Source organism: Methanobrevibacter thaueri, assembly GCF_015062905.1.
Taxonomy (GTDB): Archaea; Methanobacteriota; Methanobacteria; order Methanobacteriales; family Methanobacteriaceae; genus Methanocatella; species Methanocatella thaueri_A.
The window spans coordinates 37,762-63,298 of the sequence record NZ_SUTK01000002.1; the positions used below are offsets into that span (position 1 = coordinate 37,762).

Annotated in this window: 28 protein-coding genes; 6 read left to right on the forward strand and 22 right to left on the reverse strand. The window is 37.3% G+C overall.

The genetic code is table 11. The features are described from left to right. Positions 1 to 14 precede the first annotated feature (14 nt). From E7Z79_RS00640 to E7Z79_RS00650, 3 genes are all read right to left on the reverse strand, one after another. Positions 15 to 515 carry a nitroreductase family protein gene (locus tag E7Z79_RS00640; protein WP_303738049.1) on the reverse strand — a complete coding sequence of 167 codons (501 nt, stop codon included), beginning with the start codon at positions 513 to 515 and terminating at the stop codon, positions 15 to 17. Next, the gene (locus E7Z79_RS00645) at positions 516 to 2,072 is read right to left on the reverse strand and encodes a ClC family H(+)/Cl(-) exchange transporter (protein WP_303738050.1); all 1,557 of its coding nucleotides are present in this window, start codon (positions 2,070 to 2,072) and stop codon (positions 516 to 518) included. It lies immediately after the preceding gene. A gap of 191 nt (positions 2,073 to 2,263) precedes the next feature. After that, a complete protein-coding gene (locus E7Z79_RS00650) occupies positions 2,264 to 2,749 on the reverse strand; it encodes a zinc-ribbon domain-containing protein (protein WP_303738051.1) in 486 nt (161 codons plus the stop codon). Positions 2,750 to 2,948: 199 nt separating this feature from the next. Here E7Z79_RS00650 and E7Z79_RS00655 point away from each other — a divergent pair, with 199 nt between their 5' ends. Beyond that, complete coding sequence (locus E7Z79_RS00655) at positions 2,949 to 3,104, forward strand: hypothetical protein (RefSeq protein ID WP_303738052.1); 156 nt, start codon at positions 2,949 to 2,951, stop codon at positions 3,102 to 3,104. Positions 3,105 to 3,294: 190 nt separating this feature from the next. Here E7Z79_RS00655 and E7Z79_RS00660 read toward each other — a convergent pair whose 3' ends face one another. The 8 genes from E7Z79_RS00660 to E7Z79_RS00695 form a co-directional block, all read right to left on the reverse strand. Then, entirely contained in the window at positions 3,295 to 4,917 is a 1,623-nt protein-coding gene (locus tag E7Z79_RS00660; RefSeq protein ID WP_303738053.1) for a hypothetical protein, read from the reverse strand. A gap of 215 nt (positions 4,918 to 5,132) precedes the next feature. Continuing rightward, positions 5,133 to 8,633, reverse strand: a complete 3,501-nt coding sequence (locus tag E7Z79_RS00665; RefSeq protein WP_303738054.1) for a hypothetical protein — start codon at positions 8,631 to 8,633, stop codon at positions 5,133 to 5,135. A 440-nt stretch (positions 8,634 to 9,073) separates the two neighbouring features. Then, positions 9,074 to 9,391 (reverse strand): transcription factor S, encoded by a 318-nt coding sequence (locus E7Z79_RS00670; RefSeq protein ID WP_303738055.1) that lies wholly within the window; start codon positions 9,389 to 9,391, stop codon positions 9,074 to 9,076. A gap of 99 nt (positions 9,392 to 9,490) precedes the next feature. After that, positions 9,491 to 10,552 (reverse strand): NAD(P)-dependent alcohol dehydrogenase, encoded by a 1,062-nt coding sequence (locus E7Z79_RS00675; protein ID WP_303738056.1) that lies wholly within the window; start codon positions 10,550 to 10,552, stop codon positions 9,491 to 9,493. A gap of 157 nt (positions 10,553 to 10,709) precedes the next feature. Then, positions 10,710 to 11,147, reverse strand: a complete 438-nt coding sequence (locus E7Z79_RS00680; RefSeq protein WP_303738057.1) for a hypothetical protein — start codon at positions 11,145 to 11,147, stop codon at positions 10,710 to 10,712. Between the two features lie 63 nt (positions 11,148 to 11,210). After that, complete coding sequence (locus E7Z79_RS00685) at positions 11,211 to 11,531, reverse strand: DUF2149 domain-containing protein (protein WP_303738058.1); 321 nt, start codon at positions 11,529 to 11,531, stop codon at positions 11,211 to 11,213. Positions 11,532 to 11,539: 8 nt separating this feature from the next. Continuing rightward, the gene (locus E7Z79_RS00690; protein ID WP_303738059.1) at positions 11,540 to 12,184 is read right to left on the reverse strand and encodes a MotA/TolQ/ExbB proton channel family protein; all 645 of its coding nucleotides are present in this window, start codon (positions 12,182 to 12,184) and stop codon (positions 11,540 to 11,542) included. 12 nt (positions 12,185 to 12,196) lie between these two features. Further along, entirely contained in the window at positions 12,197 to 12,907 is a 711-nt protein-coding gene (locus E7Z79_RS00695) for a DUF2162 domain-containing protein (protein ID WP_303738060.1), read from the reverse strand. Positions 12,908 to 13,131: 224 nt separating this feature from the next. Between E7Z79_RS00695 and E7Z79_RS00700 the strand changes: the two genes are divergently transcribed. From E7Z79_RS00700 to E7Z79_RS00710, 3 genes are all read left to right on the forward strand, one after another. Then, a complete protein-coding gene (locus tag E7Z79_RS00700) occupies positions 13,132 to 14,433 on the forward strand; it encodes a phenylacetate--CoA ligase family protein (protein WP_303738061.1) in 1,302 nt (433 codons plus the stop codon). Positions 14,434 to 14,441: 8 nt separating this feature from the next. Then, a complete protein-coding gene (locus E7Z79_RS00705) occupies positions 14,442 to 14,873 on the forward strand; it encodes an acetolactate synthase (protein ID WP_303738062.1) in 432 nt (143 codons plus the stop codon). A gap of 141 nt (positions 14,874 to 15,014) precedes the next feature. Further along, positions 15,015 to 15,758 carry an SDR family NAD(P)-dependent oxidoreductase gene (locus E7Z79_RS00710; RefSeq protein WP_303738063.1) on the forward strand — a complete coding sequence of 248 codons (744 nt, stop codon included), beginning with the start codon at positions 15,015 to 15,017 and terminating at the stop codon, positions 15,756 to 15,758. Positions 15,759 to 15,825: 67 nt separating this feature from the next. Here E7Z79_RS00710 and E7Z79_RS00715 read toward each other — a convergent pair whose 3' ends face one another. From E7Z79_RS00715 to E7Z79_RS00735, 5 genes are all read right to left on the reverse strand, one after another. Next, positions 15,826 to 16,857 carry a LytS/YhcK type 5TM receptor domain-containing protein gene (locus E7Z79_RS00715; RefSeq protein WP_303738064.1) on the reverse strand — a complete coding sequence of 344 codons (1,032 nt, stop codon included), beginning with the start codon at positions 16,855 to 16,857 and terminating at the stop codon, positions 15,826 to 15,828. Between the two features lie 33 nt (positions 16,858 to 16,890). Beyond that, a complete protein-coding gene (locus tag E7Z79_RS00720) occupies positions 16,891 to 17,874 on the reverse strand; it encodes a beta-ribofuranosylaminobenzene 5'-phosphate synthase (RefSeq protein WP_303738065.1) in 984 nt (327 codons plus the stop codon). A gap of 69 nt (positions 17,875 to 17,943) precedes the next feature. Then, positions 17,944 to 18,648 (reverse strand): ion channel, encoded by a 705-nt coding sequence (locus E7Z79_RS00725; protein WP_303738066.1) that lies wholly within the window; start codon positions 18,646 to 18,648, stop codon positions 17,944 to 17,946. Between the two features lie 38 nt (positions 18,649 to 18,686). Beyond that, positions 18,687 to 19,334: an adhesin gene (locus E7Z79_RS00730; protein ID WP_303738067.1), complete on the reverse strand. Its 648-nt coding sequence runs from the start codon at positions 19,332 to 19,334 to the stop codon at positions 18,687 to 18,689. 39 nt (positions 19,335 to 19,373) lie between these two features. Continuing rightward, complete coding sequence (locus tag E7Z79_RS00735) at positions 19,374 to 19,874, reverse strand: ferritin (RefSeq protein ID WP_303738068.1); 501 nt, start codon at positions 19,872 to 19,874, stop codon at positions 19,374 to 19,376. A 99-nt stretch (positions 19,875 to 19,973) separates the two neighbouring features. Between E7Z79_RS00735 and nudC the strand changes: the two genes are divergently transcribed. After that, a complete protein-coding gene (nudC, locus tag E7Z79_RS00740; RefSeq protein ID WP_303738069.1) occupies positions 19,974 to 20,783 on the forward strand; it encodes an NAD(+) diphosphatase in 810 nt (269 codons plus the stop codon). Between the two features lie 69 nt (positions 20,784 to 20,852). Here the strand turns inward: nudC and E7Z79_RS00745 are convergent, their stop codons facing one another. From E7Z79_RS00745 to E7Z79_RS00765, 5 genes are all read right to left on the reverse strand, one after another. Next, positions 20,853 to 21,467 (reverse strand): hypothetical protein, encoded by a 615-nt coding sequence (locus tag E7Z79_RS00745; protein ID WP_303738070.1) that lies wholly within the window; start codon positions 21,465 to 21,467, stop codon positions 20,853 to 20,855. Positions 21,468 to 21,483: 16 nt separating this feature from the next. Beyond that, on the reverse strand, positions 21,484 to 22,077 hold the full coding sequence (locus E7Z79_RS00750; RefSeq protein WP_303738071.1) for a hypothetical protein: 594 nt from the start codon (positions 22,075 to 22,077) through the stop codon (positions 21,484 to 21,486). A gap of 183 nt (positions 22,078 to 22,260) precedes the next feature. Then, the gene (locus E7Z79_RS00755) at positions 22,261 to 22,398 is read right to left on the reverse strand and encodes a hypothetical protein (RefSeq protein ID WP_303738072.1); all 138 of its coding nucleotides are present in this window, start codon (positions 22,396 to 22,398) and stop codon (positions 22,261 to 22,263) included. A gap of 25 nt (positions 22,399 to 22,423) precedes the next feature. After that, complete coding sequence (locus E7Z79_RS00760; protein WP_303738073.1) at positions 22,424 to 23,599, reverse strand: MalY/PatB family protein; 1,176 nt, start codon at positions 23,597 to 23,599, stop codon at positions 22,424 to 22,426. Continuing rightward, positions 23,586 to 24,104, reverse strand: coding sequence for a nitroreductase family protein (locus tag E7Z79_RS00765; protein WP_303738074.1), 519 nt, complete (start codon positions 24,102 to 24,104; stop codon positions 23,586 to 23,588). The genes E7Z79_RS00760 and E7Z79_RS00765 overlap by 14 nt, the downstream gene beginning before the upstream one ends. Positions 24,105 to 24,153: 49 nt before the next feature. On the opposite strand from E7Z79_RS00765, the gene E7Z79_RS00770 reads away from it, so the two are divergent. Continuing rightward, entirely contained in the window at positions 24,154 to 24,642 is a 489-nt protein-coding gene (locus E7Z79_RS00770) for a DUF308 domain-containing protein (protein WP_303738075.1), read from the forward strand. A gap of 81 nt (positions 24,643 to 24,723) precedes the next feature. Here the strand turns inward: E7Z79_RS00770 and E7Z79_RS00775 are convergent, their stop codons facing one another. Beyond that, a complete protein-coding gene (locus E7Z79_RS00775) occupies positions 24,724 to 25,497 on the reverse strand; it encodes a hypothetical protein (RefSeq protein ID WP_303738076.1) in 774 nt (257 codons plus the stop codon). Positions 25,498 to 25,537: the final 40 nt, after the last annotated feature.

The following is a 25,537-nucleotide window of genomic DNA, read 5'->3' on the forward strand; positions in this document are numbered from 1 at the left end:
AAACTAAAAGCGGTTCAATATCTGTCAAAATGCACTTTTGCCTTATCGAAGCGCAATTTCACTTCGCTTTCACGAGCCGGCCAGCCTACACAAATTACTGAAAACGGAATGCAATGGTCCGGAATATTAAGATATTCCTTTAATTTCAATGTCCTGTCCTCAATTGGATGAAAACCCAACCAAACGGCACCCAATCCCTCATGAGTTGCCTGAAGCAATATGTTTTCATTGCATGCCCCCAAGTCCTGCTCTATCATGCCGATGACCTTTGCCTCATTGAGATTGCCTATTGTTATTATCAGATGGGAAGCCTTTTCCGCAGGCTTTGCAAACCTGTGCATCCTGGAGATTGCCAGCTTATCCTCAGGCTTTGATACGACAATGAACTCCCATGGCTGTGCATTGCAGGAAGATGGCGCCTGCATTCCCGCCTTCAGAAGGTTCTCAATAATGTCATCAGGGACTTTCTCATCCGTATAATTGCGAACACTTTTTCTTTCAAAAATCAAACTCATCTAATCACCGAACAACTCCTCTATCTCCTCTCTTACAAACGGATAATCATTAAAATCCGTAAGGACCTGAATCTGGTCGGAATATTGTATTTTGAAATCCTCAGTTGGAATGACATATTTGCCGTTTCTTATAACGGACACGACAATGGCATTTTTTGGGAAAGGAATGTCCTTGATTTTGAAATTGATATAATTGCAATCAAGGGGCACCAAATACTCTGACATGACATGCTTTGATGGCTTTTTGACATATTCCCTATTCTTCTTAAAGAGAAGCCTGTCATATAAGGACTCATAAATAGGCTCGTTTCCTAAAAGGGTTGGAACGACATAAGCTATCAGGGACACGACAATCATCGCCACCAGGCATTCGGTCGATCCGCTCATCTCAGCCAAGAGAACTATTCCTGTAATTGGTGACCTGACTGTGGCTGCGAAAAATCCTGCCATCGATATGACAATGAAACGGTAAATCAAATCGTGGTGCAAACCCAACACCGGTACAAAGATGCTTCCAAATACTGCACCTATATAAGCTCCCAATACCAAAATAGGGAGAAATATGCCCCCAGGAGCTCCTGATGAGAATGAAAACATTGAAAAGAGATACTTTAAAACAAGCAAAAATACCAAAACGCCAAGTGAAGGAATGGTCACGTCCAGCATGTCCATCATGAAGTGGCCTCCATCACTGATTTCAGGAATTGCAAGCGCCACAACACCGGATATCATGAATACCAATACAAACTTAAGCCAGGACGGAATCCTTAGATTTGCCATGATGTCACTTGACTTTATCATGCCCACATTGTAAATGTAACCTAAAACTCCAACGAACACCCCTAAAACGATGAAGATCCAATACGCTTCAAGAGGAAGAACGTTTATCGGAAATGACAATATGGTGGCCTGGCCAAAAATGGCCTTTGATATAAAATCAGACACTATGGCCGATACCAATGCAATGAAAATAAGAGTCTTGTCAAATCCGTGATTTATCTCTTCAAAAACAAATATCACACCTGCCAGGGGTGCGTTGAATGCTGCAGTAATACCTACAGCCGAACCGACAAGAATCAATCTAAGCTCATCGGTTTTTGTTCCTTTAAACAATTTGGCAATACCCTTACCGGCCATACCACCTATCTGGACTGAAGGGCCTTCCGGACCAAGTGAAAGTCCTCCAAGGGCGGTGAGAACACCTGCAACTATCTTTGAGAAAAGCACCTTTGCCCAATTAGCTTCCATATGTCCCTTTACCTCTGCGTAAACCTGAGGTATTCCGCTTCCGGCAGAGTCAACTTCCCATTTGGTCAGCCAGTCAATTAAAAGACCCATTGCTGCCAATGCAATAAAGAACAAAATAATATACAATACATTTCCATGAATTATTGCCAGATAATCCCTTAAAACTTTTTCCGAACCTGCAAGCAGGAACCTATACAAACAAACCATTATTCCTGCAAATATGCCGACCATCACTCCCTGAATGGTCAGTCTAAAGATATATTTAGGGTTTTCACTAACAGATTTGAATGTTTTTTCAAGAGATTTCATCAATTAGGTATTTGTTTTAATCATATAAGTTATTTTCATATAGAACCTAATCATTTTAACTAAAAAAGATTGGGAAATTCTTTTTCAAATCCCATATTTTTTAAAAATAAGAGAATAAGGAGATTAGCTCCTTAATTTAAACTGTTTTATTATAGATTTGTAATTCTTAGCCCCTATGTTTCTGTTTCGAATCAGAATAGGTTATTTATATCAAGAGTATCTTCCACATCGATACCATTTCTCATTTTTTCGCCGGAGTTGTATGCATCATATATCGCATAACCCCATACAAGCAGCCATGTAATCCAACCGATTACGAACAGCATCAAAGCTCCGGAAATAATGGCTAAGACGAACAATATGATTCCCTTTTTGGTCAAACCCAGATAGACCTGACCTAAACCTATTATCAAAAATGACAATATCGCCGCCAATCCGGGACTTTTATCTGTGCGCATTACACTGGATGAAGTATTGACCACCTGTGATGCCTTTGCAGTGGCAGTTCCACATTCTGGACAAAATTTAGTGGAATTAGGCATTTCAAATCCACAATTGGAACAGAATTTGGTACCTGTTTCATCCACTTCTTCATCTATAACTATCTCGGAACCGCAGTTTTTACAGAACTTTGCTCCATCTACAACTTCCTCTCCACAATTTTGACATTTGACCATAGTTTCACCTCAAAAATTGAAAGCTCATATTTTTATATAAAATTAATAATATTTAACTCTGATTGAAAAACATCCCACAACAAATTCAGTATATCCCTGCAGACAATGAGGGTATCCCTCACCTCAAGGGTAGGAACAGGAAAAATATCATGGAGTGTCCACAGCAATCTGTCTAGAAGGCCCCATAGCATGCTTTTGGATGTGGACAATGTGCATCGTCGGCGCGTCCTCCGAATTCATCGAAAGAATGATTATAAAAGCAGATAAAAATCCTGTCTTTAATGGAAATGCAATCGGACTTGATGAAGAGAACTTGATTACTGAAAATGAAGCTAATATTAAATTACTATACTGATAAATACATATATCCGGAGAGTTTCATTAGTTTTTTTGAATTCTTTAAAATAATGAAATATCTGATGGATTATTTGATGTCATGTACTCATTCATATGAAAATAATTGAAGGGATTTTAATTAAAACACATAGAAAAATATCATAGAAAAGTTATATTAAAAAAATAGAATTTGTAGATGAAAAAATCATCTACCAAACTTTGATTTTAGCATTTTTGACAACTTTTTTGTAACATTTGTCACCTTTGAATGTAATGACTGCCTTGTAGGTTCCTTTTTTGGTCAATGTCTTAAGCTTGAATATGGCCTGACCTTTCTTGTTGGTTTTTGCCGCATAGGTTTTGCCTTTGACCTTAAGATAAACCTTAACCTTTTTCATGACTGCGTTCTTGTTATTCTTTAAGGTAACCCTATAATTCTTAACAGGAGTATTTACGTTAAATTTCTTTTTGGAAGGGAAGATATAAGGTTTTGGCTTTTTAACAACAAGAGTTATATCGAATGATATAGGCTGATATTTCCTGTCGCCCAAAAATGAAATTGTTGCCTTGTAGGTTTTAGGGACAAGTGAAGAAATAGGAACCTTAATCTGTCCTTTAGAGTCTGTGGCGTACTTCCTAGTTTTGCCGTTTAGCTTAACTACAAATTCCTTATTTGCAACACCCTTTCCAGACTGGTCCTTTAATGTTACAATCAGATATTTTCCTTCATTATATACGCTGTCAAATTTGTACTTGTTTATTGAGATTTTTTCCCGTATATCATTAACTACAATAGAAACAACTGAAGAAACTGATTCATGAGTCTCATTTCCCGCAAAACTGACTGTAGCATCATAAGATCCAGGAGCCAGATCCAATAAAAATTCAGTTTGACCATTAACATCAGTCTTATTATCGAATGGAATACCATTTACCTTAAATACAAGGGTTTCATTAGCAATAGGATTTCCATTCTTGTCCTTAAAGGTTACAATAAGATACTTTTTCTCACCGTAAGTGTAGGTGACATTAACCGCAGTGATTTCGGTTGGAATCCTGTTAATGGTTACTGTTATAGGAATGCTTGAGCCAATGTACTTGTTAGTATCTTCAAATTGAATGTCCCCCTCATAAGTGCCTGCGTCCAATATGGCGAAATCAAAAACCGCTTGACCACTTCCATTGGTCTTTAACCCTTCATGAATAGGACTGACATCAAGCTTAAGGGTAGCATTGGAGATAGGCTTTCCATTAAAATCAGTTAATAAGATAGTCAAATTTCCTGACTCGCCCAGAATAAATGTAATGTTGTCTGCAGTGATGTTGGTGTTGAATCTGGAAATTTCAATATTGATATTTAAACTGGATTCATTATAGTTGTCCTTTCCCAAAAATTTAATTACACCTGTGTAGTTTCCGACATCTAAAATAGGGCGTTCCAAATCAAAATAGACTTCACCGCTGCTGTTAGTTACAAAATTTCTTTTAACTGAAGTGTCCAGAATATCCAAAGTTAAATTATAACCCTCTAACGGATTTCCATCATCATCAGTCAATTTGGCAACGATTTTTCCCTCACCAGGCACTGTAGTGACATTATCGGCTTCAATCTTGGTTGGTTTTTTATCACCATCATTTTGTATCAAGTCATCAAGGCCGCCATCCTTGGACAAATCATCTTGATTTAAATCGCTTTGCTCCAATTCAATTTCTTCATCAACAATCGTCTGTGCATCAGTTGCATTTGAATCTGCAGCACTGATAACTGAAATTGAAGAAGCAAAAATGATGAAAAATAATGATAATATCAATAATTTTCTCTTTTCAATCATAATATCCTCCAAAATTTATATTAATATAATTTATTTTACTGATAGTATATAAAATGTATATTCCATATTCCATTTTTTCAAAAAAAAATATTACAATTATAAAAAACACTAATTAAAAAAAGCAATACTACAAAATAACTGAACTTTTAAAAAAATAGAAAAAAAAGAATTTTTAAAAAAATAAAAGAAAGGAAAAAGGATAAAATAATAATTAACTATTTTTTACCTTTCCTTTGAACAAAACATAGTGTCAATAAAGAGAGCAATAAAACAAACAATGGATTTCCAGTTTCATGAATAGTGCTTTGAGCAGCAACAGAATCGCTAACTGCAGAAGCAGTATCTGATTCACCTTTAGGATTATCAGGTTCTTCATCTGGTTCATCCTCTGGTTCTGTAGGATCAATACCTGATCCTTCAGTGTCAGCTGTTCCATTAACTCCTTCTTTTATCAAAACAGTGTCAGTGTCTTCTAATGTTTCATTTGATCCACTATGACCCGCAATAGCAGTGTTGGATTTTAAACCAACAGTTAAAGCTTCGAAGAACAATTTCAAAGTAACTGATTGGCCAGCCTCAATCTTACCATTGTAGTACCATCTATTTTCTTCACTAACGTAAGTCCAGTCTTCCTTATCGGAATAGTCATAAAATTTCAAACCTTGACTGTACTCATTATCTTCGATATACGCTCCAGTTATGGTTTTATTACCAACGTTCGAATAAACGATGGAGAAACTTACAATATCACCGACTTTAGCTTCCTTAAAGTTGGAAATCTTATCTATAGTGAATTTTGCTGGTCCAACAACGGTTTCCGCTTCGTCATCCAATTCCATCTCTTCTTGGGATTCCTTAGTACCCCAATCTTTCCATGCCCAGTGAATATGAGCTTTGTTAACCAATTTTCCTAATTCAACAGCTTCGAATATAAGAGTTATGTTTAAAGTGGAACCTGGTTCCCAACCCTCCCATGTTTTATACTTGATAGTAACACGGTCAGTGGTATTCACAATGGATTCATAGTTACCTTCCCATATGACACCATTCTTATCAGGATTTAATATATATCCGACATATTTCAATCCTTCAGGGAAGATATCTTCAATTACGAGGAATTGTTCTCCATAAGCGTTAGAATGGTCAAAGTAGGTAATGTTACCTGTGTTTTCAACAAATATTTCATAATAAACAAGGTCACCTAAATTGACTGATTCGTTGAGACATTTTTTGGTCAAGTTTATTTCCGGCTCTTCCACTGTTATAGTGGCCACATCACTGGTACCCCATTCACTGAATATGAAATTACAGGTTACACCTTTCTTATGAATTGAAAAGTGAAGTGTAATGTTCAATGATGAGCCAGGTGCCCAATCCTCCAAACCGTTTTCATTCAGGTTATAGATAATGTGAACGTTATTTCTAGCAGTTACATTCTCTGTGACATGAATTTTGACCTTTTCCCCATTCGCATCAACGGAATTAACAGTATAACCTTTATAGACCAATCCGTCATGATAATAATCATTCAGTTCGATATAGTTCTTATCGGTATAGTGTAATGTTCCATTGTTTTCAAGGAAAATCTCATAGTCAACAGTGTCCCCTAAATCTTTATAATCACTGTCAGGGGTCTTGGTTAACTTGAGGCTAGGATCACCAGCATAAGCAACACCATATGCTCTTGAGGTTGCCAATTGGTCTCCGGATACTTTTGCAGTGTTTCTGAGTTTTCCATCTTCAGCAGCTGTGAATACAACTTTGAAATTGAAAGATTCCCCTGCATCAAATCCATTTGGTGATGCATAAGAAAGTTTCAGATGTCCAACACTTGAATCAGCACCTAACACATCGCCGTCAACCGCTCCCAATACAGGATTGGTTGAATCATGAGCTGATGTGTAGTAAACTGAATCTCCGCTCAAATTTGGAATATCCATAAAACCCATGTATTTGAGTTTATCTGCATCGAAATCAATATCTATAGTGAAATGATCTCCATTATACCTGGATCCTTGGTTTTTAACAACATAATCGAAAGCTAAAATATCACCGACTCTCATAGTCTTAGCACTAGGAGTGTCGGTAATAGTGATATCCACAGGTTTTGAATTGACTGTAACTGATTTTGAAACATTCGGATATTGTGTAATGGCAATACTATTTACAGAGGTTCCATAGTCCAAGACATTGAATGTGACTGTAAAGTTGAAACAGTACATATGACAGAAACCTTCTTCACTGATATTGTAAGCGAACTGTGCAAGATTATTTCTAGGATTTATCTTAGGTACAAGATAATTCTCTGCATAATAGTTTCCGTCAAAAGGATTTTTGCCTGGAGTGTAACCTGCATATTCCAATACATTGGAATTATACCCGAAGTTTATTCCAACAAAGCGATACCCTTCAAAAGGTTCCGGATAAAAAGTACCACCATAATTTGTAACAACAATGTTGAAGTTGACTTCATCTCCCTTATTTACAGTAACTGTATTTGATGGAGTGACTGTCATTCTGAAGTCTGCAACATCAACTTGAGCATCTTCTTTAGCAGAATCAAATCCTATTACAGATGCAGTGGTTTTCAGGGTTCCAGGATTTTTAACTTTAAAAGTAACTGTGAAATTAAATTTATAGTCATTTTGGAATCCTTCGCTCCATATCTTATAACCGAATTGCACAAGATTGTTTGTAGGATAATTCCTAGGATCAAGATAATTATTCGGATAAGCAGTTGGAGTATAACGAACATATTCTAATTGATTGGAATTATATTCTAAATTTAATCCAACGAAATGAACATTGGTCGCTGGGTCATACATTCCTGCATAAGTACCGCCCTTGTTCACAACATAAATCTCAAAGTTTACCTCATCACCAACATTTGCATAAGGATTTAATGCAGTGTAGGTTATAGTGAGATCTGCCGGATTCTCAACAATGGTTTGAGCTTTTGATTTAACATTATTATCATGCCACATGAATGCAGTAGTTTCCAATGTTCCAGTACTTTTAACTCTGAAACTGGCTGTGAAGTTAAAAAGATAACCGTTAGCAAATTTAAAATCAGAACAGTCATAGCCAACTAAAAGCCCATTCGGATTCATATCGAAATTTGGATTTGGGTTTGAACCAAGATTATAATGAGTAATAGCATCATACCATGGTGGTGCCTCCGAATTTATACCTGGAGTAAACGAAACAAAGTCTAATTGATCCTTATTATAATCAAAACCTATCCCTAAAGGATTACCATCAAAATCGCCACCCACATTTCTACCGAAAACATGGAAAGTAACAATATCTCCAACTTTTGCATAAGGATTTAATGCAGTGTTTGTTATAATAAAGCTAGAAGAATCTGTTAGGACATCATCGCCTTCATTACTTGCTTTGATAATATTATTGTCACTATCTTTTGCATAGATAGTGGTATCTTCATAATTAGAAACCACATTTGCTGAACCGGATTCTCCCAAACTGGAAGAACCGTTTGTTTGTTCATCAATATTACTTATTGTAAGTTGATTAGAAACATATTCATCTGCACCGGAATCGACTTCCGGAACTGCAGACAAATCATCATTCAATGTAATTGAAGCTTCTAAATTCTCGTTCAAATTGTCAGTATTCGCACTGACAGAACCGATCATTATTAACAAAGTACTTACAACAAATAATAAAACTAAAACTTGTTTAACTTTATTATTCATCTTTTACCTCTAATTTTAAATCTGTCTGTCACAATTTCATAATTTCATTATTTAAGGAAAATAATAGAAAATCTTATCCTCTTACCACCTTCCCCCATCAATAACAAAATTATTCTTCTCTATTCCATAACAAAATAATAACCCGAATTTCGAGCTAATTTTTGTTATTTGAATTAAATACTCATCTAATATTTAACTCATATATGATTTTTATTACATGTAATATATATATTATACTAAATGCTAATTTAATAAGTTTTTTTTGAAAACTGAATAGAAGCATAAAATAATTAAAATGATTTTGAATATAATAATCTATTTTTAAAAAAAAAAGACAGAATTAATGGAATATTTTCATTTTTTAACGAATGGAAATTGTGTTTAACAGCATGTGAAAAAAATTCCTAAATTCATGAACTAAAAAAAATTATGCTTAACGATTAATTAGAGCTTCTCCAGGTGTTGCCGCATTTTGCGCATCTTATGAAATTTGTCGGTGCCTCATCGGCAGATCTGGTCTGTACTGTCCACCAGTAGCCCTTTGTTCCGCCACACTTGTAGCAGGTTATTCTGGTTGTCGGCAATGCCACATTATCCCTATCAGTTACAATAACCTTCATTTCAGGATTCTTTTCTCCTTCCATATGATACTGCTCTTCAATATCATCACTGGAAAGCGATTTTTCATAGCCGCATCTGCATTTGATTTTGCCTTTGTTCGGCATAAGCATCTTACCACAATCAGGACAGAACTCCATATTAAAAAACACCGTTAAAAATTAGTAAGTAATAGTTTAGAAAAAGAGGTTTATAAATTAATCGGTTAAAAAAAAAAGAAAAAGAAGTTACCGAAGTAACTATTCTAAAATGACTGCAGGTTTAATAAGGTCACGTGGTTTGTCCCTCATGATGATCATTGCTTCATAGATGTCATCGAATTTGGTGAATCTGTGAGTGATCAGTTTGGATGAGTCGAATCTTCCGTATTCAACCAATTTCACGAGTTGTTCCATTCTGGCACGTCCACCAGGACATACTCCACCACGGATTGTCTTGTCAGCCAGACCTGCTCCCCATGCCAGTGCAGGCAATGGAACTTCTGCAACACCGTCGTAGTGGTTTACGTTACCTAATATTCCTCCTACTTTAAGCACTTCAAGAGCTTCACCAACGGTTGATGCTCCACCACCGGCTACAACAACCTTGTCGACACCTTTGCCGTCTGTGAGATCCATGATTTGCTGTACTGTGTCACCGTCATGATAATCTACAATGTCTGAAGCACCGTATTCTTTTGCAACTTTTACTGATACAGGCCTGCTTCCTACTGCAAGAATTCTTGATGCTCCCATGAAGTGTGCACCTGCCACTCCCATAAGTCCGACAGGTCCGATACCGAACACCGCTACGGTGTCACCAGGTTTGATTTCTGCAAGTTCAGCACCATAAAAACCGGTAGTCATCATATCTGATATCATTACTGCCTGGTCAAGTGAAACGCTGTCAGGCAAGTGTGCGAGGTTACCGTCAGCCTGGTTTACGTGGAAATGTTCTGCAAATGTTCCGTCCTTGAAAGTAATGAAGCTCATTCCGGTACCCATTCCGTAACAGTGTTGGCCGAATCCTGTTTGTCCAGGAACAGTTAGCCAGTCCGGAGTGATTGCAGGTACGATTACACGGTCTCCAGGTTTGAAGTCTTTTACATGGCTTCCTACCTCTTCAACAATACCGGTTGATTCGTGTCCAAGAATTCTGTTTGGCGCATCGCTCATGTATGCATTACCCCATACAATGTGCACGTCTGAAGTACATGGTGCAAGTGCAATTGGTTTTACGATTGCGTCATACGGTCCACATTCTGGTTTAGGTTTTTCAACCCAGTCCATTACATCTTGGTCTATTCTTGCTAGCCCTCTCATTGTTTTATCTCCCAAAAAATTATAAGTTGATTATGCTAAATACAAGTTACATACCAACTTAATTAAGAATATAATTATAGAATTATTTAAATGTTTTGAAAGGATATGAATATTGTTCAAGAAGTGAAATTAATCCATAGGAACTTTAACGAAACACTCATTCATAAGAGTATATGTTCCTATCCCCGAGATAGAGAATTAGGTTGCATACCAGCACGATTATTGCGTAAATCGCCAGATAGACATAAACATTAAATTGAAGGATAATATTTGTGCCGTTGAATGGCATGACAAATGAATCAGTGAAGGAAAAGACATTTCCAAAAAGAAGCGGCACTACAATCAAAAAGATCAAATCAAATATCAAGATTACCGCAATGGCTACAAGAAACCTTTGGCTGCCATTTCTAATATCTCCTGATTCTACGAGAATGTTTATTCCAAAAATTGCCAGGAATGATAATCCGAACAGATTGGCAATGTGCATCACATTAGTGAGATTGATAGTCTTTAAAAAATAGCATCCCACCAGTGAAATAATCAGTGCGGATATGAAATTTATTGATAATACTCTTGACAAGTGACTTTCCAACATCAATATTATATTGGTCGTCAATATATAAAAAAGTTTTAAAAAAAAAAGTTTGATGTGAAAGGGTCAACCTTCCACCATTATCAGCTTACCCGTAGCAGGGTCCTTGTAGACCTTACCCATCTCGGTATATCCCTGACCGGATGAGTTTGAAGTATCAGGGGTTTCATTCAGCTGTTGTCCCTGGTCAACTTCAGTCATTTTCTGCTGCATCTGTTCATGAACATTCTGGCTGGGGTCAATCATAGCCTGCATGTTCCAGCTTATGATAACAAAAACCAAAAAGCCGACTGCAATTACCAGCATCGCATCCACAAGGTTGGATGTACCGGCCATCGGGTCCTCTTCGACACGTTTAGATCTGCGCCTACCTTGTTTTCTTACCATAAAAATCACTAACTATTCATTTTGTCAAGGACAGCATCAATCAAAGCGTCCAAATCTGACAGGTATCTGTCATACCATCCTGAGCGGATTTTACCGATAACATAACACAGTGCACCTGAACCGATACCTACAATGGTAGTGTTGAATGCAACGGTAAGGGATGATGCCAACGTATTGATGTCTCCAGCACCTAAAGCGGCAAGACCAGGGCCCATCGGAATTAAGGTACCCATCAGTCCTAATGTAGGTCCGATACGTGTAATGATGTCTGTTTTCTGTAAATTGTTCATAGTCTTTTCTTCTTCAAATTCAAATAGTTTGCGCGCAAGGGCTTCCCTTGAAGAATTGCCCAGTTCACTTGAAGAAGCGATTTCAGCCAATACCTTCTTTTGAGATTTTGGTATTTTTGCATTTTCAATTACATTCTTTAAAGCGTCAATTGATTCTGCACGATTGATTTCATAAATCAAATCCCTGATTGTTCCAACAGGAACCTTACGCCTTGAGGTATACTCCGCAATAATTCCACCAAGTGTAATTATTGTAATGATTACAATAATAAGCAAAATAACCAGTACAGGTATTGTCAAGCTTTGTGAAATTACATCTAGAGAACCTGTTAGAAACTCTCCACCTGGAATATTTAAAGCCATATTTTTTCACCTTTATCTTAAAATATTTCTGCCTCTCTTATTTAAAACGATACCTCCAACAATCAAAATGGCAAACGCCAGTATAACCATCAGAATATCTTGAGGAGAACCCATTGTAATAGGACTTTGAGTTTTAGACAATACTCCTGCAATGTTCGGTATGACGATTGCTGAAAGCAGGAAATATGCACCAAGCAAAAGCATGAAATTGCCCAATACTATTGGATAAGGTCTGTTGATTACCTTGACTATTGTGTTTGATGCAAAATAGGTTACGATCATAACGCCTACAAGCGCTGCTGCCGCATACCAGCTGAGGTCAAGTGAAGTGACACCTATTGTCGGTGCAACAATCAGGACACTAGCAATGATTGAACCGAAACAGCACGGACAAGGAGCAATGATAGCCAGAGATGTTGCAGTTGAGGTATTTTTATCATGTATCTTCCATTCCCTTATGGTAAACAGGCCGGCAATAATCATGATTGAAGCCATGATAATGTAGAATATTGTATTGTAACTGTAAATTGCCTGAACCAATTGTTCCGAATATAGTGATGCAATAGCAGAAATGAGAATAACTCCTCCACCATAGGCAATGCAGATTGCAGCAAATAACTTTTTGGACAAATTGGCCAATCCTGAAGCCAGCCCTATCTTGATACCGAATACCAAAACGGAAGCGAAGATACCAACTTGCCACAATACACTCATCATATCCATAGTAATTCTCCAAATCAAATTAATTTTAATTAATTACATTTTATTATTACTCTAACAAAATATATAAAAGTTATCAAGAGTCGATATGTAGTTCCCACAATATCAATAATATTTTTAAACGAAATTATTAAAAAAGATTTAGGTCAAAAAAGTTCCATAAGTGAAAACTTTAATGTTACATAAAGATAAAATATATATTATATTGAAAATTAATGAGGCAAAATATGTTTTGGAACGAAGAAATAGAAACAATGCCAAGGGAAGACCTTGAAGAGTTACAGCTAAAAAAGCTTCAGGCGACCGTCAAAAGGGCATTTGAAAAAATACCGTATTACAATAAGAAATACAGTGAAATTGGAGTTTATCCAGAGGACATCGAAACCCTAAAAGATATCGAAAAACTGCCGTTCATCACAAAGGACGAACTGAGGGAAAGCTATCCATTCGGACTGTTTGCAGTCGATATCAAGGAAATCAAGGAACTGCATTCCTCATCAGGAACCACAGGAAAACCGGTTGTGTCAGGATATACCGAAAAAGACCTGGATACCTGGGCTGAAACAATAGCCCGTGGACTTACAATGATGGGCATCGGAGAAGATGACATCCTTCAAAACACACACGGTTACGGAATGTTTACAGGAGGTTTTGGAGTTCACTACGGATCCCACAAGGTTGGAGCAGCAATCATTCCTATTTCAACCGGCCAAACAAGCAGGCAAATCGAAATAATGAAGGATTTTGGAGCCACAGGACTCATCTTTACTCCATCATACGGGATACACGTTGCGGAAGTCGCCCTTGAGGAGGGAATTGACCCTAAGGAATTGGGAATCAAGGCAATCGGATTCGGAGCCGAAGGATGGACTGAAGAGATTAGGCAAAGGGTGGAAGAACTCTTCGGATGCAAAGCATATAACATTTATGGATTGACAGAACTGATGGGACCCGGCGTCGGAGTCGAATGCTGTGCCCAAAAGGGTCTGCATATTGCTGAAGACATTTACTATCCTGAAATCATCGACCCCTACAGCCTGCATGTATTGGGCGAAAACACCCCTGGAGAATTGGTATTGACAAACCTTGAAAGGGAAGGAATGCCTGTTATAAGATTCAGGACAAAAGACTTGACCAAACTCACATATCAAAAATGCGAATGCGGAAGGACACATGCAAGAATGAGTAGAATCACAGGCAGATCAGACGACATGCTCAAGGTAAAGGGAGTAGCTATTTTCCCATCACAAATCGAAAAGGCATTGCTTAAGGTTGGTGATGCAGAGCCTCATTATATGATTATAGTTACAAGACCTGACACCCTGGATGAAATCGAAGTAAAAGTGGAAGTGTCACAGGACATCTTCTTCGACGGAGTCAAGGAAATGATGACCATCCAGAACAAAATCGGCAAATCAATCGAAAACGAAACAGGCATACGCGTTAAAGTAACTCTAGTTGAACCTAAAACACTGCCGAGATTTGAAGGAAAAGCGAAAAGAGTTATTGATGAAAGGAACTTGCATTAGGTGAGATTATGAAAATAAAACAATTATCAATATTTTTACAAAACAAAATGGGAAGCTTATCAAAACCGTTGGAAGTGCTTAGCCTTGCCAATGTAAACATCAGGGCAATGTGCATGGCGGACACATCCGAATTCGGTATTTTAAGACTTGTAGTTGACGATCCGATTAAAGGAAAAGAAATTCTTGAGGAAAACAATTTCCTGGTTAAAATCACCGACATCATCGGCGTTGAAATGAACGATTCACCAGGCGGTTTGACTAACGTCCTGAGAGTCATAAAACAAAACATGATTGATTTGGAATATCTCTATGCATTCAGCCACGAAAAAGAGGGTAAGGCTATCCTGCTGCTGCATGCAGATGATATAGATAACCTAATAAATATTCTAAAAGGGAACAATATTACTATTGTTCCGGCTGAAGAAGTTTATAACTTATAAACTTCTTATCCTTTTTTATTTTTTTTGGATTTTAACTACACTTTTTAAACATTTTTTAGATAATATTAAATATATTTTACATCATAAATTTAACCATAAACATCATGATATCATGATTGTTTAAAAATTTAGGTGATTAAAATGGGAAAACTAGACGGAAAAGTAGCAATCGTAACCGGATCAACCTCCGGTATGGGTCGTTCTACAGCTAAATTATATGCTGAAGAAGGTGCAAAAGTTGTTGTAACTGGAAGAAACGAAGAAAGAGCAAACGCTGTAGTGGATGACATTAAAGCAGCAGGTGGAGAAGCATTTGCAGTTATTGCTGATATGGCTAATGTTGACGACATTAAAAAAATCTTTGATGAAACCATTGAAAAATATGGAACTGTCGACATTTTGTTCAACAATGCAGGACTTTTAAGCGTAACCCCTCTTTTAGAAATTACCAAAGAGGAATGGGACAAAGTATTTGCAGTTGACGTATACGCTCCATTATACTTAACCCAATTAGTAGCTCCTGTAATGAAAGAAAAAGGAAAAGGTGTTGTAATTAACACTTGTTCAGTAGCATCCTACGCTGCACACTTTGGATTTGTAGGTTACATCTCATCCAAACACGCTATTGCAGGCCTTACCAAATCCATGGCATTCGAACTTGGTCCTGAAATAAGATGTAACGGTATTGCTCCAGGTGCTATCCACACCGCTATGGTAGATAGTATTGGTGGAGTAGAAGCATTGCAGATGATGGTTGACGGAGCACCTATGAAAAGAGTAGGTCAAGGAGAAGACATTGCTGCATTAGCATTATTCCTTGCTTCCGACGAATCTGAATTCGTAGACGGCCAAATCATCAGATGTGACGGCGGATTTGAGTGTTAAGTTTTTAAAGTAGTTGGATTTTTATCAACTACTCCTATTTTTATTTTTTAATTATAAAAAAAAGTACTTATTCTATATCGTTTTTCTCTTTTAAGAGCTCAACATCATCATGCAGTTTTTCAATCTCAATCTCATACTCTTCCAAAGTATTTTCAAGTTCCATGATTTTCAACTCTTCATAACTGAGTTTATTCTCGGGTTTTACTTCCCTGAAAATCATGACACATAGAATCATACCAAGAACACCGCCAAACAGCATCAGAGGATAAATGTCATTAATGTACACTACTGAAACGTATGCCGGAGTCAGCCAAATAATGAGAGCCATCTCAAATCCGACATATAAAAACATCAAAATAACCACAGATCTTCCTTTCGGGAATTTTCCATCATTCAAAATATAGATTAAACTTCCAAGAAATCCTGCAATCACGGTAGCAAGAGAGCATGGCAGTGCAGTGGTACCGCCTTCAAAAAACCTGAATCCTGCGGAAACTATGCATGCGGGGATTCCGACATAAGGTCCTCCGAACAAACTTGCAATCATTATTATCAGATTTCTGACATTGGCAAAAGAGTTGTTCACCGGAATTGTATACCTTGATGCAAGACATCCGAGAACGCTGAAAAACACGAAAGCGAAGAACAGATCCCTTCTAGTGGCCTTCCGATGCATTATATTATAAAAGAACCTTGTTTTGGTTGCAAGGAGCATGAAAATCAGCACGACGGATAATACCTTAAACATGTTTAAAAACGGCATGAAAAAGGCTCCGGAGTGGGTACTCTGATTAAAATAGGAAATGAGTATGCTGAAAATTCCTATAATGACAAGATATCCCATCTCATAAATCGAGCTGTCCCGCAAATCCCTGAATTGAGGCAGCCTTGTTGAAATGAATCCGAAGATTATGATTGCCGCACCCATAGTCAATAGATTATTAACTACAGCAAATGGAACATTGACTATATGATGGCCAAAATAATGTTTGAAAAATGAGTAATAAAGAAGAATATTGGCTATAAGCAATACAAAAAAGATTAAAAGAAACACCATATTTTTTCTTTTTTTGATTGTTTCTTTAATGTTATTGCCCATACCAACACTCTCTTAAAAAATTAATTGTAATGTCTACTTTTCAATGACGAAACCGTGGTTTTGTGCCTTGGTGACAAATACTGTACCCTTTTCGCCAATGATTTCCTTGGTTTTCTCTACAATATCTGCGTTTGATTCATCAAACATGGTGTAGAGAACCGGCCCGAATGATGAGATTCCGACACCATATGCGCCCGCATCTTCAATGGCCTTCATTGTAGGCAGATAACTTGCATCAAGTGAGTGCTCCAACTTGTTGAATCCCACTTTTTGAAGTTCGCTTACAGCCCATCCGAAGTTTTTGATGTCCTTTTCAAGCATGAACGGAACAAGATTCATTAAAATAAGGTGAGATACCTGCTCCACTTCCTCTTTTGGAATAGGACAATATGTCTGGAACACATCCACCTCATCATCCCCTTCCATGTGCTTTTCGATGTATGGAATTGCAATCAGAATGTTCCATTCTTCCGGAAAATCATATCTTGCAATCAATGTTGCAGGCTTTGCCTGTGAAGCGCCTGAAGGCAAGAACAACGGCTTTTCCTCTTTGCTGTGTCCGCCATCAAGGATGAATCCTCCCAAATCGTGGGTGTATGTTCCGATACCGGAGGTTCCTCCTCTTCCAACAATCGCACTCAATTCACGGCTTTCCACTTCAATGCCCATTGTTTCAGTAATCAAATGAGCTGTTGAAACGGCTATTTGGGTTCCGCTTCCAAATCCTGAATGCGGAGGATAAGTATTATGTACAATAAATCTGAAACCTGAATCTATATCAAAGTGTTCAATGGTCTTTTGAGCTGCATCAGGGATTTTTTCCTGACATTCCAAAATAGCTTCCTCATCTGTTACGGTATCTGCAAATTCAAGCTCAACACCGCTTTCAATCTGTTCAACTTCCAATACAAACTGTGGATCAGCTAATGCTAGACCAATACCACCATCGACTCTTCTATATGACCCATTCAAATCAATAAGGGACATATGTATTCTTGAAGGTGCTCTTATAATCATTTTTTCACATCCTTAAATATTCTATAAAATATTTGTTTTTAAATATATATAACATTTTGTAAAAAAAATCTACCTTTTACTCATTTCATCAATTTTTTCGTTCAATTTTTCAACCTCAGAGGTCAGATAATCAATCTTGTATTCGAGGTCTTTGCGCTTATCCCTGTTCAGCCTTGACACGTATGCCGATGAGATTATTGCAGTGATGAGGGAAAATATTATAATGCCTCCAACCATGGCAACTATACCTATCAGCCTGCCTGAACTTGAGGCCGGAACAACATCACCATATCCTGTGCTTGTCATTGAAACAAAAGTGTACCAGATGGCTGTTCTAAAGTCGACGATGTTTGAATCGACCTGCCAAACGAGAATGGTGACAATGACAATGAATACAATTGTTATTGCAATTATCTTGTCCAGATAGGTTTTTTTCAAAAAGTCCGCAAATATCTTTTCGTCATCGCGAATCAGAATGAAAACCTTTATCAGCTGGGCAAGCTTGACGAATCTCAACGCTCGCATAAACACCGAATTGAACGGAAGCATTCCCAGAATGCCAAGGGAATTGTTTTTAAGATATTCCTTCCTATCATCTGCTCTTTTGAGATTATATAAAAATTCAATCCAGAAACATGCGCACAACAACAAGTCAAAGGCAATCACATTAACCTTGAACGAAGTGTCAACGGGATAGAATGTAATGTATAACAAAAATATTATGTCAAAAATAGTTAATACTATTCCGCCTAAGTACACAAGTTGCTTTTTCATAATTAATAGTATATGTGCAATAGTATATATTAACTACACTAAAACAGATCGTCCACAACACTGACCAGCTTCTCAGCAAGCATGCAGGTGAAGTCAAAGTCCTCTGAAGAATAGCATTCATAGACCAGTGTAGGTATTCCTGCCTTTGCTGTCGGTTCTGTTATGTATGGTGGGCTTGAGCGGAATTCAGGAGCATAATATACGATTTCATCCATATTGCCAATAATCTGATTCATGTATTCGGATGAATTATCGTCAAAGCCCGGCGCAAAGACGAAATTGGTTATCTGATAGTCTCCCGGACCCTGAGGTCCACGGTTTGAGTGGATATCCAAAAACAAATCGTATTTCTTGTCTATTATGTCATCTCTGATGAATTCCTGTGCAAGGAGCTGTCCCTCAAGACGTCCCTCCGTTTCTGAGGAATCGTCATTGACATTTATGTTATACAGGTAATAGCAATTTTTTAAATCGCTTTTAGAGGTTAACTTTTCAAACAAAGCTCTGTGGGACTTGCTTTCCAGAGGATGCATTCCAATCACATAAGCTATTTTAACCTTCGAGTCTTTATCTCCAAAAGGACCGTGCAGATGTACGCTGCCTAAATCATTCCTGCCTAAAAGTTCGCACTCGTATTCTGTTGAGTCAACCTGGGCCTCGCTTGTCGGTTCCTTCGGATAGTTCATTTAAACACCTAAAAAAAAATAAGATAAGACTAGAATAATCTAGTCTTCGGATGGTGAACGTGCACCTAATTCCTTGTTCAATTCGTAAATCAATCTGTTGTCGCCATCAGCCAATTTGATTTTGGCAACTAATTCCATAGCATTTTCTTCCTCTTCGACTTGCTCTTCGACAAACCATTGTAGGAAGTTGTTGGTTGCATGGTCTTTTTCTTCGATAGCTAAATCTACAAGATCATCAATTAATCCTGATACTTTTTTCTCATGTTCTAAGACATGCTCGAATGCTGCAACTGGAGAGTCCCATTCAGTTTGAGGTCCTTCGATTTCAGTCAAGGTTACTGAAGCCCCTCTTCTGATAATGTAGTCATAGAATTTCATTCCATGCTCTAATTCTTCTTCTGCTTGTACTCTCATCCAGTTAGCAAATCCTGCTAAGTCTTCATCTTCAAAGTAAGCTGCCATGGATAAATATAAATAACCTGAGTAAATTTCAGCATTTAATTGACCATTTAAAGCTTTTTCCATATTTTCAGATACCATTAAATATCACCATTATAATCTTTGTATTTGATTTCTTATATAATTTACATTGAAATGTTTCACTACAATTTTAATAATCATTAAAACATATCATTTAACATGATTGAAAAATCCCTCTATGAAAACTACCAAATCGATTTTAGTGATGAAATTACCCCAGATAATGACGATTACCTATTTGTTTTTAATGACATGAGACAGCTGTATCTGGATGAAGAAAAGAGATTGCCTGAAAACTTAGATGGTTTTGATGTTAATTTCTGCCTATTCATTGGAATGTATAAAGGAAGGAAGGCATTCGTCGCAAATGCTGATGGCGACGGGACATACCATGACCTGTTTGAGGTCTATGAATTCAATCATGACCTGTACCATATTGCAGGAAAAGCGGTTTTGATAAACGATTGGTATATATCACACAGGTTTTGTGGAAGATGTGGAGTCAAGACTCAATTAGATGAAAAGGACATGATGTTAAAATGCCCTGAATGCGGCCAAGTGCATTATCCTCGCATCGCTCCTGCAATTATTGTGGCCATAAGAAATGATGACAAATTGCTCATGGCAAAGCACAGCTACCACGACACCATCAGATATGCATTGATAGCAGGATTTGTGGAACCTGGCGAAAGCATTGAGGACGCCGTTCATCGTGAGGTTTTAGAAGAAGTAGGGATTAAAATAAAAAATCTTAAATATATGAAAAGCCAATCCTGGCCGTTTCCGAATTCACTTATGCTCGGATTTACTGCAGAATATGAATCCGGAGATATTAAAGTGGATGGTGATGAAATAGTCAAGGCGAAATGGTTTGAAGCTGATGAAATAATAAGATTTTCATCAGACATCAGCATTTCGGACTGGCTGGTGCAGAATTTTATTGATTCTGTTAAGCACACTTTTAAATAGCAATTATCCTTTTTCTATTTATTTAATTTCATAACCCTCCAAATTATAACTTGAATTAACTACAATAATTTAATATTTTCCCGCATAAGATCCTAATTCAATATGTCCCTGGGAATCATGCCCCCCATAGGTATAAGCTCCATCACCGGCAAAAACATAATATTCTCCATTTGAAGTTTCAATGAGTGCTAATTCCTGTTGTGTTTCAACTGTTCTATAATTACCGAAGTAAGGAGAATATTCAGAATATACACTAGTATCCACACTATTTTTATTATTATCAGATTCTTTGGTTTCTTCTTTAATTTTCAGTTTCTGTGATGCACTATTTCCAGTGTAGTTATCATTTCCGCCATAAGTGACATTAACAACATATTTGCCCTTTTTCAAATCCAAATCAAGCTTTGCCTTACCCTTGGAATTGGTTTTTACAGTTTCATTAACTACAACTTTACCCTTCTTGTTTTTTACAACAATCTTAACTTTTTCCTTTGATAATGCAGTCTTGTTTAAGTCTGTCAGTTGTATCTTAAGTTTTCCACCTTCATTTTGCTCCTTATCACTAGTAATTTTTATTTTAGTCGGTTCTTTAGCATTAATTGACTGCATAAACATTGCTCCTGCAATAACTGCAAGAACTATAACTATAGCAACTAAAATTATTATAATATTTTTGTTTTCCATGAATTCCAACTCCCCATTATTTAAATCCTAGACTATGTATCTCACCAGTCCTTACATCTACAGTTCTCATGTAACCATCCTGATATTCCTGTTTAACATGATATTCATCAATATAATATCTATTTGTTTCAGGATAAGGATCATTACTTGGAGGTAAATTATTAATATCATATGATGTGGTTGATGAAGATTGTGAATTTGAGGAGGTTGCTTCAGTAACAGCCTCTTTAATTTTCAATTTCTGGGATGCAATATCTCCCGTATAGTTCTCATTTCCACCATAAGTAACATTAACCATATATTTACCCTTCTTCAAATCCAAATCAAGTTTAGCCTTACCCTTGGAATTGGTATTAACAACATCATCAACAACCACCTTACCCTTTTTGTCTTTAATAGTAATATTAACTACTTCCTTTGAAATCGGAGTATTATTCAAATCAGTCAACTTGATTGACAATTCTCCATCTTCATATTGCTCCTTATCACTTGTAATTTTAATTTTTGTTGGTTCTTTTGAATTTACTGGATTCAATAACATTACTCCAATCGCAGCTGCAAGAACAACAATTATTACAACCAATATTATAATTATCTTTTTATCTTCCATTTTAATCACATTTTAAAGAGATATAATAATATATAACCAAATAGAAGTTATATATAATTTGTGAAAAAAATATTAAAAAAATAGCGGCATCCCAAGAAATTTTTTGGATTCAACTTCAAGGGATTCTTAATTGATTTAAAAAAAGTTTTTGTACTTATCATCTGATGAATACAAATTCATTAATCATCTTTTCGGTTTTTTAACCAATTTCGGCCTGTCTCCGGATTTATCCCAGTATGTATCCAACTTCAATCCGCAGTTGATGCACCTTATTGCATCGTCCCTGTTGGGATAGCTGCAGTAAAAGCACTGTTTAGTCATTTCAAATCACCTATTTCAATGAATTTTAAATGTTTCCTGATAATCTGTTGATGTTATTCAGGGCGATGACGCCTGATTTCAGTTTCAGCAGCCCTTCATTCAAGAGTTCCTGAGGGCATGCTATATTCATTCTTAAAAAGCTGTCTCCATTTTGACCAAAATCGCTTCCGGCAGATAAGAATAAGCCCTGATTCTGCCTTAAAAATTCTGACAATACCTTTGACGGAACATTTAATGCTGAACAGTCCAGCCACAGGAGGTATGTTGCATCACACTCGACAAGCTTTACAACCGGCAATTCATTGGCCATAAATTCCTTTACTATTTGCTTATTTTCATAAAGCACTTCCCTTAACTCTTCCAGCCAATCTTCAGACTCATCATAAGCGGCAATCACTGCAGATGTTGCAAATACGTTGCATGAATCTGAATTGTCAACATGCATCTGCTTTTTAATCCTTTCCAAGAGTTCACCGTTTTTGGTGTGAACCACAGAGCTTTGAAAGCCTGCAATGTTGAAGGACTTTGAAGGGGAGAGACATCTGATGACATTGTCCTCTGATTTGAACGGATTGTACTTGACTCCGGGATCTGTCAAATCGCAGTGTATCTCATCGGAAATCAGAATGACATCATGCTTCATGCACAAATCTGAAATCCTGTCCAGTTCATCCCTGGACCAGATTTTTCCGATTGGATTGTGGGGATTGCAGAGTATCATCATCCCGACCTTGGACAGCTTCTCATCCAGGCCATCAAAATCTATTTTATACTCGCCGTTTTCATAGACCAGCTCGTTTTCAAGGACCTTTCTGTCATTGTCCTCAATAACATAGTAGAAGACATGATATACAGGGGACTGAATCAGTATTTCATCGCCGACATCCGTCAGGCACCTGATCATTGAGGATATTGACGGCATTACGCCAATTGAATATGCCATGTCATCCCTTGACATGTCAAGGCAGTATCTTCTTTCCCACCAGCCAATATAGGCTTCAAAAAGCTCATCTGGAACTATCGTATATCCGTATACCGGATGCCTTGCCCTATTTGAGATGGCCTTTTCAATGGCCGGAGCCACCCTGAAGTCCATATCCGCCACCCACATGGGCAGGTCGTCATCAAAGAGTTCCCATTTGAGGGAATTGGTGCCTGTCCTGTCGATTACGCTTTCAAAGTCATATCTAGTATTTTTCATAGTGTATTCTTTCCTCGTCAAACTTGTCCATGAACTTGTTTTCCCATCCGTCAGCGGGATAACCGATTGTGACGATTGAGAAAGGCCTCAAATCGGTGATGTCATCGATACCGATTATTTTACCGATTGCCTTCATGCGCTCCTCTTCAGGGGCAACTCCATTCCAGAGACCTCCCAGTCCAAGGTTTACGGCTTCAAGGAGCATGTTTTCACATGCAGCACCCATATCCTGCTGCCAAACCAGCTTATAGAATGATCTTTCAATGTTGGCAACAAGAACGATTGCAACCGGAGCATTAGTAACCCTAGGCTTTATTTCACCGAGCTTTGCAAGAGTTTCCTTGTTTTTAACAACCACAAACTCCCACGGTTCGGCTCCAAGCCTTGAGCCCGGTGCCTGCATTCCCGCCTTAATGATTTTCAAAATGTCATCGTCACTTACATCCCTGTCTGCATATTGACGGATGCTTCTTCTGGTGTTAATAATCTCATCAAATTCTGCCATAATATAAATAACATTTTAAACATATATAAATTAAATGGAGGTGACAGTAATGAACGGCAACAAAGGCATGGGAATATTATCAATAGTCGTAGGTTTGATTTTCATATTGTTCCCAATGTTTTCCGAATCACTGATTTCAATAGTTGTTGGATTGAGCTTGCTGTTTTTCGGTATTTCCGCCGTATACACCGGATGGAATATGAGACAATATGCAAACAACACATATTCAAGCCCATTTATTGTAATTGGAATTATTGTAATTATTCTTGGATTCCTGTTCATATTCTATATTGATGCGCTATCATTCCTTGTGGGCATCCAATTCTATCTTGTAGGATTCATCATGATAATATTCGGTATAACCGGAATGTTATCAAGAATAAATGCATTCTCCCTTTTCACATCAATACTGGTTTTTGTAATGGGAATTGTCGCAATAGCTCTTGCAGCATTTGCAATGGCTCAACCAATATATATTGCAATAATAATCGGCGTTATCTTGGTCATTGAAGGTGTGGCATTGCTCTTCATTGACTAGGCAGCAACTAAGCTAACCATCACCCCTAAAAATTAAAAAAAATAGTTGAAGTGTGTAAAACACACTTTGACTTTCAAAAAATTATATCTCTGAATTTTCGATTGATCTGAATCCGATATCGTTTTCGCTGCAGTACTCTTCAACATGAGCGATGATTTCAGATATGTCCTCATCGGAATACTCGTTTTTAAAGTAGTATGCAATAGGCTGGGCATTGGTATAGACGGTGATTATCAGATACTCATTGCCGTAAACACACACATCCAGAGTATTGTAGATTTGAATATCCTTGATTATATCGCTTTTGGCCTTTTCAGCAGGAGTCTCATTTCCGATTGTCTTGACTTCAGTATTTTCATACTGGTTCTGCAGTTTGGCCAATTTTCCTTCATCGGTTAAAATATCGCTGTCAGGCTCGATTTCAACCAGCTTTTCTCTGAAGAGCTTTGCATTGTGAAGTTTTTCCTGAACCTCAACCAGTTCCTTTTCAAGTTCCTTTTCCTCTTCAATCAATGAGTTGATGAATGCTTCGGAACCGTTGTTGAATTCTTCATACATTTCCAATACATCTCTTGGAGATAAAATAGAATGATTTTTGAAAAATTCCTTGGTATGAGGTTTTACGCGTATACTTAGGGGTTTCAGGTTTTCCCTTTTGGATTTCTGATCAAATATTTCTTCTGCAAATTCGTTTCCTCTTTTGTGTAAGGATTCCATTTTTTGAGTGAATATTTTTTCAAAGTCTTCACGGGTCATATCTTCAGGGAAAGTGAATTCAAACTCTCCGGGAGTATATGAACCTCCGAATCTTTCATTTCCGAATACAAATTTTCTAGTTCTTTTTTGGTTTGACATTTTATCACTCTATCAATTGTATTACAAATTTGATTTTTGT

What these genes read in the sequence shown, in the direction of transcription:
- E7Z79_RS00640 (WP_303738049.1), bottom strand. Translation starts at nt 515, where the DNA reads ATGAGTTTGATTTTTGAAAGAAAAAGTGTTCGCAATTATACGGATGAG.
- E7Z79_RS00645 (WP_303738050.1), bottom strand. Translation starts at nt 2,072, where the DNA reads ATGAAATCTCTTGAAAAAACATTCAAATCTGTTAGTGAAAACCCTAAA.
- E7Z79_RS00650 (WP_303738051.1), bottom strand. Translation starts at nt 2,749, where the DNA reads ATGGTCAAATGTCAAAATTGTGGAGAGGAAGTTGTAGATGGAGCAAAG.
- E7Z79_RS00655 (WP_303738052.1), top strand. Translation starts at nt 2,949, where the DNA reads ATGTGGACAATGTGCATCGTCGGCGCGTCCTCCGAATTCATCGAAAGA.
- E7Z79_RS00660 (WP_303738053.1), bottom strand. Translation starts at nt 4,917, where the DNA reads ATGATTGAAAAGAGAAAATTATTGATATTATCATTATTTTTCATCATT.
- E7Z79_RS00665 (WP_303738054.1), bottom strand. Translation starts at nt 8,633, where the DNA reads ATGAATAATAAAGTTAAACAAGTTTTAGTTTTATTATTTGTTGTAAGT.
- E7Z79_RS00670 (WP_303738055.1), bottom strand. Translation starts at nt 9,391, where the DNA reads ATGGAGTTCTGTCCTGATTGTGGTAAGATGCTTATGCCGAACAAAGGC.
- E7Z79_RS00675 (WP_303738056.1), bottom strand. Translation starts at nt 10,552, where the DNA reads ATGAGAGGGCTAGCAAGAATAGACCAAGATGTAATGGACTGGGTTGAA.
- E7Z79_RS00680 (WP_303738057.1), bottom strand. Translation starts at nt 11,147, where the DNA reads ATGTTGGAAAGTCACTTGTCAAGAGTATTATCAATAAATTTCATATCC.
- E7Z79_RS00685 (WP_303738058.1), bottom strand. Translation starts at nt 11,531, where the DNA reads ATGGTAAGAAAACAAGGTAGGCGCAGATCTAAACGTGTCGAAGAGGAC.
- E7Z79_RS00690 (WP_303738059.1), bottom strand. Translation starts at nt 12,184, where the DNA reads ATGGCTTTAAATATTCCAGGTGGAGAGTTTCTAACAGGTTCTCTAGAT.
- E7Z79_RS00695 (WP_303738060.1), bottom strand. Translation starts at nt 12,907, where the DNA reads ATGGATATGATGAGTGTATTGTGGCAAGTTGGTATCTTCGCTTCCGTT.
- E7Z79_RS00700 (WP_303738061.1), top strand. Translation starts at nt 13,132, where the DNA reads ATGTTTTGGAACGAAGAAATAGAAACAATGCCAAGGGAAGACCTTGAA.
- E7Z79_RS00705 (WP_303738062.1), top strand. Translation starts at nt 14,442, where the DNA reads ATGAAAATAAAACAATTATCAATATTTTTACAAAACAAAATGGGAAGC.
- E7Z79_RS00710 (WP_303738063.1), top strand. Translation starts at nt 15,015, where the DNA reads ATGGGAAAACTAGACGGAAAAGTAGCAATCGTAACCGGATCAACCTCC.
- E7Z79_RS00715 (WP_303738064.1), bottom strand. Translation starts at nt 16,857, where the DNA reads ATGGGCAATAACATTAAAGAAACAATCAAAAAAAGAAAAAATATGGTG.
- E7Z79_RS00720 (WP_303738065.1), bottom strand. Translation starts at nt 17,874, where the DNA reads ATGATTATAAGAGCACCTTCAAGAATACATATGTCCCTTATTGATTTG.
- E7Z79_RS00725 (WP_303738066.1), bottom strand. Translation starts at nt 18,648, where the DNA reads ATGAAAAAGCAACTTGTGTACTTAGGCGGAATAGTATTAACTATTTTT.
- E7Z79_RS00730 (WP_303738067.1), bottom strand. Translation starts at nt 19,334, where the DNA reads ATGAACTATCCGAAGGAACCGACAAGCGAGGCCCAGGTTGACTCAACA.
- E7Z79_RS00735 (WP_303738068.1), bottom strand. Translation starts at nt 19,874, where the DNA reads ATGGTATCTGAAAATATGGAAAAAGCTTTAAATGGTCAATTAAATGCT.
- nudC (WP_303738069.1), top strand. Translation starts at nt 19,974, where the DNA reads ATGATTGAAAAATCCCTCTATGAAAACTACCAAATCGATTTTAGTGAT.
- E7Z79_RS00745 (WP_303738070.1), bottom strand. Translation starts at nt 21,467, where the DNA reads ATGGAAAACAAAAATATTATAATAATTTTAGTTGCTATAGTTATAGTT.
- E7Z79_RS00750 (WP_303738071.1), bottom strand. Translation starts at nt 22,077, where the DNA reads ATGGAAGATAAAAAGATAATTATAATATTGGTTGTAATAATTGTTGTT.
- E7Z79_RS00755 (WP_303738072.1), bottom strand. Translation starts at nt 22,398, where the DNA reads ATGACTAAACAGTGCTTTTACTGCAGCTATCCCAACAGGGACGATGCA.
- E7Z79_RS00760 (WP_303738073.1), bottom strand. Translation starts at nt 23,599, where the DNA reads ATGAAAAATACTAGATATGACTTTGAAAGCGTAATCGACAGGACAGGC.
- E7Z79_RS00765 (WP_303738074.1), bottom strand. Translation starts at nt 24,104, where the DNA reads ATGGCAGAATTTGATGAGATTATTAACACCAGAAGAAGCATCCGTCAA.
- E7Z79_RS00770 (WP_303738075.1), top strand. Translation starts at nt 24,154, where the DNA reads ATGAACGGCAACAAAGGCATGGGAATATTATCAATAGTCGTAGGTTTG.
- E7Z79_RS00775 (WP_303738076.1), bottom strand. Translation starts at nt 25,497, where the DNA reads ATGTCAAACCAAAAAAGAACTAGAAAATTTGTATTCGGAAATGAAAGA.